The following is a 13,805-nucleotide window of genomic DNA, read 5'->3' as shown; positions in this document are numbered from 1 at the left end:
CATTACGCGTCTGTTATTGTGCCGGTGATTGTTCAGCACTCACGGTCAGGCGCGCAACCTGGTTAGTTCTGATAAAACGACTCAGATCGACCGGTTTACCCTGGAATTCGATCTGCACTGCAGCCGGTGCGCCAATTTTCAGTTTATAAGGCGTCTGACCGGTCAGATTCAGATTGCCACCTTTACGTTGCAGGCCGCTGAACAGTTTTTTACCGGTGGCGTCGGTCACTTCCAGCCAGCAGTCGGCGGAGAAGTTCATGACCAGCGCGTTAGCGTCAGCCACCGGCGCGGCGGTTTGTGCCGGGTCGGTCGGCAGCGCGCCAGGGGTCGCGGTCTGCGGTGCAGGGGTGGTCTGCGCGGTGGTGGTATCAACGTTAGCCTGAGACGGCGCCACCACGGCATTATTCTGGGCGGTTGCGGCTGGCGCAGCGGTGTCTGCCGGCGCCTGCGCGGAAGTATCCGCCGGTGCAGCGGCGCTGGAATTCGGCGCGCCCGCGGTATCGGTGGTTGCCGGAGACGAGGTCGCATCTGCGCCCGTATTCAGCGGAATATTTTGTGAATCGCTGCCGTTGGCCTTCAGCTCAACGGAGGATTGGTCAGCCATGGTCGAGATTTCTTCCTGCTGCGCTTTGTGGTTCTGCCACCACCAGGCGACGGTTAATCCCACCACCACGAACAGCACCAGCCAGGTAAAGCTCATCAGCCAGCCATCGCGTTTTTTACGACGTTTGCCCAGAGAGAAGCTCTGCATCGGCGCGACTTTCGCTGCGCGAACCGGCGCCTGCTTTTCCATCATCGGCAGCAGCTCTTCCTCAGGAATATGCACGAGGCGAGCGTAAGAGCGGATATAACCACGCAAGAATGTTGAAGCGAGTTCAGCAGGCGCCTTATCTTCTTCAATATCACGAACGGTGGAAACCTTCAGGCACAAGCGTTCTGCGACGGCTTGCTGGCTGAGTCCGAGTTGTTCACGGGCATTACGCAAACGGACACCCGTAGTTTGTGCTTCTTGTTGGTCGTGGTTGGTTTCAGTATTCATTCGCTACAACTGCTGATTCGTGAAATTTAAGATTCTGATGCGAAGCCGTTCTCGCACCGCGAAACATCCGGTCGTGTTATCGAACAGACAGACAAGCTGCCCGGTATACCCTACTCCAAAACAGCGTCAAAAGCCCTATTCACGCTGTCGATGTAACGCTACATACTGCCTCAATACTTGATGAAACGCACCGTAATTATTAACCAGATCAGTACGTTTCGCCTAATCCTTAAGCACTTAACTTTGCGTGCGCCATTTCTGACGCACGCGGCGCGGGATTACACCGTTTTCACGGCGATAGATTCACCCTGCATACGCTTGCGCATGGTACGTTTGGTACGGTCAATAACATCACCGGCCAGCTGGCCGCAGGCGGCATCGATATCGTCACCGCGGGTCTTACGTACGATGGTGGTAAAGCCATAACCCATCAGTACCTTACAGAAGCGATCGATGCGGCTGTTGGAGCTACGACCATACGGCGCGCCCGGGAACGGGTTCCACGGAATCAGGTTGATTTTGCACGGCGTGTCTTTCAGCAGTTCAGCCAGCTCATGCGCGTGCTCGGTACCGTCGTTGATATGGTCCAGCATGACGTATTCGATGGTCACGCGGCCCTGGTTGGCGTTGGACTTCGAAATGTAGCCGCGAACGGACTCCAGGAAGGTGGCAATATTGTACTTTTTGTTGATCGGTACAATTTCATCACGAATGGTGTCGTTCGGCGCATGCAGAGAGATAGCCAGCGCAACGTCAATCATGTCGCCCAGTTTATCCAGCGCAGGCACTACGCCAGAAGTAGACAGCGTCACGCGACGTTTAGACAGACCAAAACCGAAATCATCGAGCATGATTTCCATGGCCGGGACCACGTTGGTCAGGTTCAGCAGCGGTTCGCCCATACCCATCATCACCACGTTGGTGATCGGACGTACGCCGGTGGTTTTGACTGCGCCGACGATTTTCGCCGCGCGCCACACCTGGCCGATAATTTCCGATACCCGCAGGTTACGGTTGAAACCCTGCTGAGCCGTAGAGCAGAATTTACACTCTAACGCGCAGCCGACCTGTGAGGAGACGCACAGGGTCGCACGATCGTCTTCCGGGATATAAACGGTTTCAACGCGCTGATCGCCGACGGCAATCGCCCATTTGATGGTGCCGTCCGAAGAACGCTGCTCTTCAACCACTTCCGGCGCGCGAATTTCAGCGACTTCTTTAAGCTTACCGCGCAGGACTTTGTTGATGTCGGTCATTTCATCAAAGTCGTCGCAGCAGTAGTGGTACATCCACTTCATCACCTGGTCGGCGCGGAAGGGTTTTTCGCCTAAGTCTTTAAAAAACTCGCGCATCTGCTGACGGTTGAGATCCAGCAGGTTAATTTTTCCATCTTTGTTGGGAACCGCCGGGATGGCGCTCTCAGGCGTGACAATTTGTTCAGACATTTTCTATTCCGGCCTCGTTGTTACACGTTATGGCCCCTGGAGGGTTGATAAAAAGAAGCGCCCCTGGACAGCGGTCTGCTCGTCCGGGGGCGCTGCATTGTACAAATTCTGGCGCATGGATGCCACGTCTGCACGCGGCATTCACGAAATAAAGTGTAAACGACCCCTTAACGGGTACGTGGGCACACTTCGCCTTCGCCGAAGAAGAAGGCGATTTCACGCGCGGCGGATTCAACGGAGTCGGAACCGTGGGTACCGTTCTCAGTGAAGCTGTCCGCGTAGTCAGCGCGCAGCGTGCCCGCCAGCGCGTTGGCCGGGTTAGTTGCGCCCAGCAGGTCGCGGTGACGCTGAACGGCGTTTTCGCCTTCCAGCACGGAAACCACGATCGGACCGGAAGTCATAAATTCAACCAGGCCATCGAAGAACGGACGACCGTCGTGCTCAGCGTAGAAGCCGCGAGCCTGTTCAACGGTCAGGTGCAGCATTTTGGTGCCAACAATCTTAAACCCTGCTGCTTCAAAGCGAGAGAAGATGCTGCCAATAACGTTTTTTGCCACCGCGTTTGGTTTGATGATGGAAAAAGTACGTTCAATAGCCATGATTACCTCTAATAAAATTTATTCTGTTGTCGTGCATACGCATTGTATGATCTGGCGCGGATTATAATGAGCCTCCGCGCCGTTGCCTATGGATGAAGGTAACATTTTTTTAAAATAAAATACTTTTAAGCAACAGATCTGCTACCGAGCCCATCATCGGCATGGTGCGCCCGTTGTGCCCGATGGCGCTACGCTTATCGTGCCTACCCGATTACGCCGCCCGATAATATCCATCACTGTAGCGTAAAGTTAGCCACCGCCATTTGCCCCGCATCATCCATCACCACCAGCTGATAGGCTCCGGTTTTCTCCAGCGTTAACACCAGACGGTCGTCCGCATCCGCCTGCGGGTCGCCGTTAAGGAACCACCAGCGCCGACCTTCTCCGCCATGGGCCTGTAGCACCACCTGCGCGCTACGCGCGCCCGGCAGGCGGCGAATGACCGCGTCATCCCGCACGCCGGTGAGCATCAGCGGTGCGACATTTTGCAACTGTCTCGGCGGGCAGGTTGCTGAAACTGGCGGCAGTCGCGCCGCGCGGCGCTCCCCGGCGGGGAGCCACGGTTCCAGCGGGAGCGGCCAAACGTTAAGGGTGACCTCGCGAGCATCCGGGCAGTCCGCCGCCACCCGCTTGCCTGCGGCGTCCAGCCACAGCGGGAAACGGATACCCTGCATCCCCTCCTGTTCCGGCAACAGCAGCGTGGGCGGCAGGCTATTATCCAGCACCCAGGTCGATAACCGACGACGACAGTTACCGTCGCCCGCCGGCAGCGGCTGACCACCCGGCCAACAGATTTCCGCCGCGCTCACAGAGGCCGGCCTCGGATCGCGCCCTTCCTGCTGACGCACGCCGCGCGAAGCCAGGAGATTGTTTACCTGATTGAGCAGCGGGATGGCGCTGGCAAAACCAAATTGTCCGGCTACCGGTGTGCCATCGGGTCTGCCGGTCCAGATCCCGATGCTGTAACGCGCGTTGACGCCAATCGCCCAGGCATCGCGATAGCCGTAGCTGGTGCCGGTTTTCCACGCCAGCGACGGCACCTGCGGTAGCGAAGCATCCGGCACAGGCTGCGCTTCCCCCGCCAGAATACGTCGAGTAATCCACGCCGCGCCTGGCGACAGCAGCGGGCGTTCAACCAGCGGATCGCTTGCCAGCATCCGCAATTTACCCACTTTCCCGTGACGGGCGAAGGCGCTATAGGCGGCGGTAATATCGGCCAGACGGGCGCCCGCACCGCCGAGAATCAAGGACAAATTCGGCTCCGCCCCTGCCGGTAAGATCAGCGGCAACCCCGCATTACGCAAACGTGCGGCAAACTGTTTCGGCCCATAGGCGTCCAGCACCTGTACTGCGGGCAGGTTAAGCGATCGCACCAGCGCGTCGCTCATACTCACCGGGCCGTGGAAACCGCTATCGAAGTTACCAGGGCGATAATCGCCGATCCGCCGCGGCACATCCTGTAGCAGGGACGCCGGATGAATCAACGCGCTGTCCAATGCCATGGCGTATAAGAATGGCTTCAACACCGAGCCGGGCGAGCGAATTGCGGTGACCATATCCACGTGGCCAAAACGGCTGTCATCGGCGATATCCGCCGAACCGACCCAGCCGCGCACCTTCATGTCGCGATTATCCACCACGATCATCGCCAGCGAGCTGCGTGGCGGTAGCCGCGATTTCCAGTTCAGCGCTAAATCTTCCAGCTGCCGCTGTAGCCCTGCATCCAGCGTAGTGACAATTTTCTCCTCCCGGCTGCGGGCCAGCATCGCGCGGGCAAACAGCGGCGCCAGCTGTGGCATCTGACGCGGGAACAGCCAGACCGGCTCTTCTTTCGCCTCGTTAACCACATTGGCAGGCCAGACGCCCTGCGTCAGCAGACGATCAAGCACTTTATTGCGTGCCGCCTGCGCCCGCTCGGGCCAGCGATCCGGACGCAGCCGACTCGGCGCCTGCGGTAAAACTGCCAGCAGCGCGGCATCAGCGTAGCTCAGTTCGGCGGGCGGTTTGCCGAGATAGGCCCAGCTTGCCGCGCCGATCCCCTGTAACGTGCCGCCGAACGGCGCCCGGTTGAGATATAGCGTAAGAATGTCGCGCTTAGAGAGGTGCCACTCCAGCTGGAAAGCGCGCCAGAGCTGGCGAAACTTACCGCCGAAAGTGCGCGGATGCGGGTCCAGCAGCCGCGCCACCTGCATGGTGAGCGTGCTGCCGCCAGAGACCACGCGCCCGGCAGTGAGATCCTGCCAGGCGGCGCGGGCAATTGAAAATGGATTGACGCCGGGATGATCCCAGAACCAACGGTCTTCATACTGAATGAGGGCGTCGAGGTAACGCGGCGAGACCTCTTCAATCGTGACCGGGTAGCGCCAGATCCCCTCGGCGTCGGCAAAGCGCCACAGCGGGCTGCCATCTTCGGCGACCACGACCCGCGCGGGGGACACTTCATGCAGCGGCAGCGGCCACTGCTTATCCGCCAGCACAATCGCGCCGCAAAACAGTACCACCGCCCCGGCCAGCCAGCGCCAGACGGAGCGTTTCCAGCAGACGATCCGCATCTTACGGTACGACGATCAGCATATCGTCCGCCGCGCCAACTGCACGCCAGGCTGGCACATACATCGATTCCACCTGCGTTGGCGGCACCTGATAGGTCCCCGGCATCACCGCCCGCGCCAGGTAGACCACCGTCACCGGCTGATTGGCATTCACTGCCACCGCGGCCACAAAGCGATCATCACGGAATTCCATATGTTGAATATCCGCCTGCTGCATCTGGTTCAGCCACTCCTGCACTTCGCTGCCGTTATCCTGCAGGTTCGCGCTGCTGTTGGCCAGATTCTGGTTTTCCAGTTCCAGCCCGGCAGGCAACATATCCACCACCAGCGCGTCCGGCACGTTTTGGCTGGCGTTGATATCCAGTTTCACCAGCACCAGTTCACCGCTGCGCAGCGAAGAGAGCGATTTACGCTGCCCATCAGTGCCATAGAACTGGCGTTCAATATGCAGCACGTTGCTGCTGGCCGCCGGAGCGTGTTCCGGGTAGCCGGTGCTATCGAGGCGCAGCCACAGCGGCTGCTGGCCGCTGTTGGTCACTTTCAGCGCCGAAAGTTGTTCAGCATCGAGGTTGCGCGTCAACGCCTTTTCGCCCTGCAACGGCTGGCTGTCCAGCGTCGTTTGCGCCTGCCAGTTACCCGGCAGGTCCAGCACGCTTCTCGCCGCGAGGAACAGCGCATTATTCTCCTGAGTTGACAGCCAACGTTCGCTAAATGCCTGCTCGGAGAGAGTTTGCAGCAGCGCATTCTGCGCGTCCGGCAGCAGCTTGTTCTCTTCCAACAGGGCCAGCATCAGCGCGTTATCTCGCAGGTCGCTACCGTAGTCTGCCAACCAGCGGGTCTGATCCGAGCGTTTGGTGGCCAGCGCCAGCTGTAACGCCTGTTCGCTGCGCGGCGCGTCGCCCATCGCCTTCAGCGCGATACCTAACTGCATCAGCGGCAGACCGGAGCGCGCCTGCTCACGGCGTTCCCATAGCTCGCGTAACGCGCCCAGCGGCGCTTTTTGCTGTCGGGCCAGCACCAGCCCCGCATACGACTGAATGGCGAAGCGGCTGGCGGCATTATCGTCGGTGTAGCGAACGCTCATCAGCCCCGGCTCCTGAAGATAGCGCAGCAGCCGGTTGTTGCCGTTGTTAATCGCCTGCGCCGGAACGCTATAGCCTTGCTCCGCCGCGCGCACCAGGAAGTCCATAGCATAGGCGGTCAGCCAGTACTCCTCCGGCCCTTCTTTATCCCACAGCCCAAAGCCGCCGCTCTCTTTTTGCATTTGCAGCAGCCGCGAGATACCGATGTCCACCGCCGCTCGGCGTTTGTCATCGCTGTCGCCAGCAATGCCCAACGTTTTCAACTGCGCGGCGTTGATATAAAGCTGCGGGAACAGGCCGCTGGCGGTTTGTTCCAGACAGCCGTACGGATAGGCTTTCAGCTCACGAATATAGCGCGCCAGGTTCAGCGGGGGTTTCCCGCTGAGCAGGAGCTGGCCCTGCTGTGTCACCGGCGAGAAGAGCGCGTTCTGGTTAGCCGGCACACTCCAGCTTTCACCGGGTTGCAGCACCGCGCCGTTGTTCACCGTTTGCGCCGGGAAGGCCGGACGCACGCCAATTTTCCACTGCTTGTGCAGGTCGGCCAGCGTTTCGCCCGGCAGATTCATCCCCGAGACGGTGACGTTCACCTCACCATCGCCGAAGCCATCACTGGCGCTGACGGGCACAAATAGCGTGGTGCGCACGCCCGGCTCCAGCGTCACCGGCGACGGTTGACCGCTTTTCAGCGTCAACAGGCCCGTAGCCGCAATCTTCACGTTCAGCGTTTGAGGTTTATCGGTAAGGTTAGTGACGTCCAGCGTCAGTCGCGCGCTATCGCCACCGGCCATAAAGCGCGGGGTGTTCAGCTCGGCCACCACCGGCGCGGCCACCACCACTTTTTGTTCTGCGCTGCCGAAATCTTCGCTCGTCCACGCCTGCGCCATCACCCGCAGCTCGCCGTTAAAATAGCCGATTGGCAGCGTAACGGTACCTTCACCGTTGTCATCAAGGGTTACCGGCTGCGCCTGCTGGGCGATAATCGTGACGTGATTCACCGGCGGTTTGCCGCCGCGGTTCAATTCATCGCCGTCGCCACCGAAGCGCAGGCTGGCAAGCCGCCCCTGACCTTCAATGACCTGGCCGTAGATATCATAGATATCCGCGCCGTAACGTTTCTGGCCGAAGAACGCCTGCCACGGATCCGGCGTGGCGTAATCGGTGATATTCAGCACCCCGCTGTCAACCGCTGACAGCAGCACATTGACCTGTTTCGGCGCCGCGCCTTCCTTGCGATTCACTTTCACTTTGATGCTCAGCGGCTGGTTTGGCCGCATTTTTTGCGGGCTTTCCAGCGCCACGTTTAGCCGACGCTGTTCATCACCCAGCGGCAGATGCAACACGCCAACCGCACGTTTCGGCGTCGCAGAACGTGATTTATCCCCCGGACGAACCACCAGCGTGCTCAGATAGAGGTCGTGACGATTCCAGCTTTTATCGACCGGAATAGACAGATCCAACCCCTGAGCCGGGACGTCAATTTCTTGCCACCACAGCGGGCCATCGCTGGACTCTACCATCGCATAGCCCTTACCGGCCGCCGGAGCAGCTACGTGCAGCTTGATGGTATTCCCCGGCTGATAGCTCGGTTTATCAAGTTTTAAGGTCACGCGATCCGGTCGCGCCGCGCCGCTACCGTCGCTGTTATCCTGCCAGCTATAGCCTGCCCAGAAGCGCACGCTGCTGACCGCGTCATTTGGCGCTTTCACTTCCAGACGGTAAGCACCCCACTCCACCGGGAAGCTGACTTTGCCGGTCTCATCGGCTTTGAGATCCAGCGTCTCTTCGCCTTCCACCAGATCTTTTTGATCGAAGCGAGACTGCCAGCCGTCGCTTTCCGACCAGTTCCAGTAGTAGTCGCGGCGTTCGCGGATCAGCCGAACCTGCAGGCCGGAAACGGCTTTTTTGTCACCGGCAGCGTTGCTGTAAACAATGTCAAACGCGGCCTGGCTATTTTCTTCGACGATCGGCTGATTCACCGTGGTGTCGGTGCGGTAGTCATAGACCGCCTTGCTGGCGAACTGCGGGCGGATCCCCGGCAGTTCGGCGGCGGGCCAGATAGCCTGGCTCACCCGACGGGTTACCGGGCGACCGCCAGACTCCAGCAGGCTGGCCTGGAGAATCACCTGCAGCGGCGAGTGCGTTTCCTGCCACTGGCTGGCGGTGGTCACTTCTCCCCGCCCTTTGTCATCCAGCGTCAGATTCATTTCATCCAGGCTACGGGAAGTATTGTCTTGCGCAATATCGCCAAACTGGAAGCCCGGCAGCGCCGCGACCGCATCGCGCAGCGGGCGCAGGAACAATTTCCCCTGCAGACTGTTCCCGCTGGCGGGCGCGCCGTACAGATAGTAGCCGGAAACGGCGAATTTGACGTCGTCAGCGGGGGCCAGCGGCGTCGTCTGCGGCGTCAGGCTCAGCGCCATGCGCTCGGGCATAAAGTCTTCGACGTGGAAATCCCACTCGCGCAGCTGGTTGTCGCCGGTGTTGGCGCGGATATGCCACATGCCGGTCGCCGCGCCGCTATCCAGCGGGTAGGTCAATTGATACAGACCGTTCTGCGGCTGGCTCACCACGCTGCGAACCACCTGGCCGTCCGGTTTCACCACTTCCAGCTTCACCGGCTGGTCAGGTAGAGGCTTGCCGTCGCTGTCGCGCAGCAGGCCGTTGAGGATCACCGTTTCGCCGGGACGATAGAGATCGCGCGGGCCAAACATAAAGAACTGCTTGCGATAACCAGGATCGCCGGCAACATCGAACTCAGCCAGATCCAGCGCGGGCAGTTTCAGATCCAGCAACGTCGTCTGCCCGTCTTTACGTGCCAGCAGCAATGCCGCGTCTTTGTCGGTTTGCAGCGTGGCGTGACCTTTGGCGTCGCTGGTCGCCTGCGCCAGCGTCTGACCTTTGTCGTTTAACAGCGTCAATTCAACTGCTGATTGAGCAGCGCCGTTTTCCAGGCTTTGGGTAAACACATCAAGTTGGCCGTGATAACGGTGCAGCGATACGCCGACGTCGCTCAGGGTAAACAACGTCGCGGCGTTACTGTAGCTGTATTGTCCCGCCGGGTTCATCACCGCGATATAAACGCCAGACTGCTGTAGCGGCGCGATATCTTTCAGCGGCAGCAGCAGTTTTTCCCGGGTGTTGCGCGCCGGATTAAGGTCAAATCGCCCGGTGTAGACCAGATCGGCCATCTTCAACAGCTCATCCGACTCCCAGTTGCTCAGCGAACTGCGGTATTCCCACTGGCTGACGAACGCGGCCAGCGATTCCGGCTTCACGCGGAAGAAGTTCACGTCAACGTGCGGCACGTTGAGCACCATCACCGGTAGCCCTTCCACCACCTTGCCCGGCAGCAGCGATCCGCGGCTGGCAAAGCCGACGTTCGGCGCAATATCGCGGGTGGTCAGCGTTTTTTCGACGCTGGTGCCAAAAGTCGACTTATTCAGCGCCGCCAGCTCAGGATCGACGGTCACAATCAGGTCGCGTTTCGGTTCCAGATGGCGCAGCCGCAGCTCTTTGAGATTCGGCGCCAGCTCCCATGCGCCGTCAACCTTACCGTTCTTTTTGTCTACCAGGTGGACCGTTTTGCTGAAATCCTGATCGGGGTTAAGCGGTATGGAGAAAGTGAGCACCAGCGTTGCCGCGCCGTCGAGCTGCACTTCGGAGGCATCGAGCAGGGTAAGCGTTTTGCCCTGGCTCTGCCGGGCGAGTTTTTCAAGCTGGGCGGCATCGGGTTTTACCGGTGCGGCAGCGGCTGGCGTCGAAGGGGCGGCGGGTTTGTCGTCGTTTTTATTGTCGCAACCGGCCAACGTGAACGTCATTGCCAGCGCGAGTGCCAGCGTAGCCAAACGAAAGGGTTTCATCCTGTAACCTCTGACTGGTGAAGTCTGTTTGAGTCATCAACACAGTATTATGCCCCAGGGAGGCGTTTGCCAGTAGCTAAGGATCACATTGCTGGCCATCTCTCTGGGATGTTACTGCGATCACAACTCATAACGTAACATGTAACGTTATGCGTACTTTGTTTTTAAAACAATAAGATAGCTGGATTCTCCCGCCCTTCTGCTGCTACCTTTTGCCGGTCATGAGGTCTCATCTACGCGGTTCAACGTTGGAGAAAATAATGAAAAGAGCCGTTAATGCCCTACAAAATTTTGGTAAATCCCTCTACGGCCCGGTCCTGATTCTGCCGATTGTCGGGCTGTTTATCGCCTTCGGCAACGTGCTGGGCAACGGCAGTCTTGCAGAATACGTCCCTTTTCTGGGCTACTCTGCGGTCCAGCATCTGGGGCAGCTGATCGCCAAATCCGCCGTTTCGCTATTGGTGAATCTGGCGATGATCTTTGCTGTCGGTATTCCCATCGGCCTCGCCGCTCGCGATAAAGGCTACGCCGCTCTGCTGGGGCTGGTGACGTTTATTGTGTTTATCAACGCCATGAACTTCACGCTGCAATGGCAGGGCGAACTGGCCCCGGCTGACCAGATGCGCACCGCCGGGCAAAGTATGGTGCTGGGCGTACAGGTGCTGGAGATGGGCGTTTTCGCAGGGATCCTTACCGGCGCGCTGACTGGCTATCTCTATAACCGTTACTCCGGCGTACAGTTCTCCGGGGCGATGGCTATCTACTCCGGTCACTGTTTTGTCACCATCATCATTCTGCCGGTGGCGATTATCCTTGGCGTGGTGATGAGCGAACTCTGGCCGTGGGCGCAGCACGGTATCAGCGCGCTGGCGCTGGCGATTAAAGGCTCCGGGCCGTTCGGGGTGGCGATTTACGGTTTCCTCGAACGTATTCTGGTGCCAACCGGCCTACACCACCTGGTCTATACCCCATTTTTGTATACCGAACTGGGCGGTTCGCACGAGGTCTGCGGCAACCTGTACCAGGGCGCGCGCAATATCTACTTCGCTGAAATGGCCTGCCCTGACGTCAAACAGTTGAGCAGTACCGTGGTGTGGGACGCGCGCGGCATCAGCAAAATGTTCGGCTTACCTGCCGCCGCGCTGGCGATGTATGTCACCGCGAAACCGGAACGCAAAGCCGCGGCGAAAGCCATTTTGATCCCAGCGGCGCTGACATCAATGCTGGTCGGCGTGACCGAGCCGATTGAGTTTTCCTTCCTGTTCGTCGCGCCGCTGCTGTTTGTGGTGCACGCCGTGCTGACCGGTATCGGCATGATGCTGTTCTCGCTGTTCGGCGTCCACGCCATCGGGGCCAACGGCATTATCGATTTTATTCTCTACAACCTGCCGCTGGGGACGGAGAAATCCAACTGGCCAATGTACATCGTGGTCGGGCTGATTATGTTCGCGCTCTACTTCGTCATCTTCCGCTTCCTGATCCTGCGCTTCAACATGAAAACGCCGGGCCGCGAAGAGGATGACCAGCAAACGAAGCTCTACAGCAAGCAGGAGTATCAGGCGAAGGGCAATAACGATGGTCTGGGCACCAGCATCATCGAGGGATTAGGCGGGCGCGACAACATTGAGGTGGTGGATAACTGCTACACCCGGCTGCGCGTCACCGTGAAGGACATCGCACGAATTAACGAGCCACAGCTCAAGGCAACCGGTGCGAAAGGCATTATTAAACAAGGTAATAACGTTCAGGTGGTCTACGGGCTGCACGTCAAAAAAATGCGAGAAGCCGTTGAGATGTTTCTCTGAAGGAGGCTATAACATGTTGAAATCCCCATTTATTCTGGCTATCGCCGGCGGTGGCAGCACCTACACGCCGGGCATTGTCAAAAGCCTGATGGTACGCCTGAGCGATTTCCCGCTGGCGGAAATTCGCCTCTACGATATTGATGAAGCGCGGCAAAACACCATCGCCCCGGTGGTGGAAAAGGTGATTCGCGACCATAGCCAGGGCATCAAATTTACCGTGACCACCTGCCCGGAAACGGCATTTAGCAGCGCGCACTTCGTCTTTGCCCAGATGCGTGTCGGCCAGTACAAAATGCGCGAGCAGGATGAACAAATTCCGCTACGCCACGGCGTGGTCGGCCAGGAGACCTGCGGCCCTGGCGGCCTGGCCTACGGCCTGCGCACCATTCTGCCGATGGTAGAGCTGATTGACCTCGTTGAGCGCTATGCCGATCCCAAAGCGTGGATCGTCAACTATTCCAACCCGGCGGCGATTGTGGCTGAAGGCATTCGCCGTCTGCGACCACAGGCGCGGGTGCTGAATATCTGCGATATGCCGGTGGCAGCCATGCGCAATATGGGGGCGATTCTCGGCGTCGACCGCCACAAGCTCGATGTGGATTACTTTGGTCTCAACCACTTTGGCTGGTTTACCCAGGTTCGGGTCGATGGCGAAGACAAACTGCCTGAGTTACGTCGCCACGTGGCGAAATTCGGCCTGCTGACCGAAGACGCCGCGCAAACGGACCCGCAGCATGCCGATCCGTCATGGGTGAAAACCTGGCGCAATATCAAGCCGATTATGGACTGCTTCCCGGAATATCTGCCGAACCCGTATCTGCAGTATTACCTGATGCCTAACCAAATCGTCGAGCATCAGAACCCGGACTACACGCGCGCCAACGAAGTGATGGACGGGCGAGAGAAGAAGCTGTTTGCAGCAGCCGTGGAGTATCAGCAAACCGGTATTCTGCCGGATGCTTTTCACGTTGGCGTGCACGGTGAGTTTATCGTTGAAGTGGCCCGTTCTCTGGCCTTTGATTTACGCCAGCGCCATTTAGTGATCGTCGAAAACCAGGGCGCCATCGCCAATCTGCCGGACGATGCGATGGTAGAAGTCCCGGCCTACATCACCGCCAATGGCCCGGAGCCGGTGCGGATGGGCAATGTGCCACTGTTCCACCAGACATTGTTGATGCAGCAACTGGCCTCGGAGCAGCTGTTGGTTGAAGCCACGCTTGAGGGCAGCTATGAAAAAGCGTTGCAGGCCTTTACCCTCAACCGCACCGTGCCGACAATGGAACACGCGCGCGCCATTCTTGACGAGATGATTGTCGCCAACCGGGATTACTGGCCGCAGCTGCAACATGCCTGGCAAAATGGTGAGGCAACGCGCTAATAAACCGCGGGTCGCTTGTCGGTGTGAGCAAAAACACCGACAATC

7 protein-coding genes are annotated in these 13,805 nt (G+C 58.8%); 2 read left to right on the top strand and 5 right to left on the bottom strand.

The annotated features are described in order from the left end of the window. Positions 1-13 precede the first annotated feature (13 nt). The 5 genes from rodZ to ACW14G_RS01255 form a co-directional block, all read right to left on the bottom strand. Entirely contained in the window at positions 14-1,039 is a 1,026-nt protein-coding gene (rodZ, locus tag ACW14G_RS01275; protein ID WP_249022899.1) for a cytoskeleton protein RodZ, read from the bottom strand. Between the two features lie 278 nt (positions 1,040-1,317). Further along, on the bottom strand, positions 1,318-2,484 hold the full coding sequence (locus ACW14G_RS01270) for a bifunctional tRNA (adenosine(37)-C2)-methyltransferase TrmG/ribosomal RNA large subunit methyltransferase RlmN (protein WP_163448274.1): 1,167 nt from the start codon (positions 2,482-2,484) through the stop codon (positions 1,318-1,320). 167 nt (positions 2,485-2,651) lie between these two features. Continuing rightward, a complete protein-coding gene (ndk, locus tag ACW14G_RS01265) occupies positions 2,652-3,083 on the bottom strand; it encodes a nucleoside-diphosphate kinase (RefSeq protein WP_064543541.1) in 432 nt (143 codons plus the stop codon). A gap of 233 nt (positions 3,084-3,316) precedes the next feature. Beyond that, positions 3,317-5,635 (bottom strand): peptidoglycan glycosyltransferase PbpC, encoded by a 2,319-nt coding sequence (pbpC, locus tag ACW14G_RS01260; protein WP_419058556.1) that lies wholly within the window; start codon positions 5,633-5,635, stop codon positions 3,317-3,319. Between the two features lies 1 nt (position 5,636). Beyond that, positions 5,637-10,577, bottom strand: a complete 4,941-nt coding sequence (locus tag ACW14G_RS01255; RefSeq protein WP_455648421.1) for an alpha-2-macroglobulin family protein — start codon at positions 10,575-10,577, stop codon at positions 5,637-5,639. Positions 10,578-10,837: 260 nt separating this feature from the next. Between ACW14G_RS01255 and ACW14G_RS01250 the strand changes: the two genes are divergently transcribed. Both ACW14G_RS01250 and ACW14G_RS01245 read left to right on the top strand, forming a co-directional pair. Beyond that, positions 10,838-12,382, top strand: a complete 1,545-nt coding sequence (locus tag ACW14G_RS01250) for a PTS transporter subunit EIIC (RefSeq protein ID WP_249022896.1) — start codon at positions 10,838-10,840, stop codon at positions 12,380-12,382. Between the two features lie 13 nt (positions 12,383-12,395). Next, a complete protein-coding gene (locus ACW14G_RS01245) occupies positions 12,396-13,760 on the top strand; it encodes a 6-phospho-alpha-glucosidase (RefSeq protein ID WP_249022895.1) in 1,365 nt (454 codons plus the stop codon). The last annotated feature ends 45 nt before the right edge of the window (positions 13,761-13,805 follow it).

The sequence above is a fragment of the Kluyvera sp. genome, from assembly GCF_965301105.1.
This window is presented reverse-complemented; position numbering and strand designations above follow the sequence as displayed.

What these genes read in the sequence shown, in the direction of transcription:
- pbpC (WP_419058556.1), bottom strand. Translation starts at nt 5,635, where the DNA reads ATGCGGATCGTCTGCTGGAAACGCTCCGTCTGGCGCTGGCTGGCCGGG.
- ndk (WP_064543541.1), bottom strand. Translation starts at nt 3,083, where the DNA reads ATGGCTATTGAACGTACTTTTTCCATCATCAAACCAAACGCGGTGGCA.
- ACW14G_RS01270 (WP_163448274.1), bottom strand. Translation starts at nt 2,484, where the DNA reads ATGTCTGAACAAATTGTCACGCCTGAGAGCGCCATCCCGGCGGTTCCC.
- rodZ (WP_249022899.1), bottom strand. Translation starts at nt 1,039, where the DNA reads ATGAATACTGAAACCAACCACGACCAACAAGAAGCACAAACTACGGGT.
- ACW14G_RS01245 (WP_249022895.1), top strand. Translation starts at nt 12,396, where the DNA reads ATGTTGAAATCCCCATTTATTCTGGCTATCGCCGGCGGTGGCAGCACC.
- ACW14G_RS01250 (WP_249022896.1), top strand. Translation starts at nt 10,838, where the DNA reads ATGAAAAGAGCCGTTAATGCCCTACAAAATTTTGGTAAATCCCTCTAC.
- ACW14G_RS01255 (WP_455648421.1), bottom strand. Translation starts at nt 10,577, where the DNA reads ATGAAACCCTTTCGTTTGGCTACGCTGGCACTCGCGCTGGCAATGACG.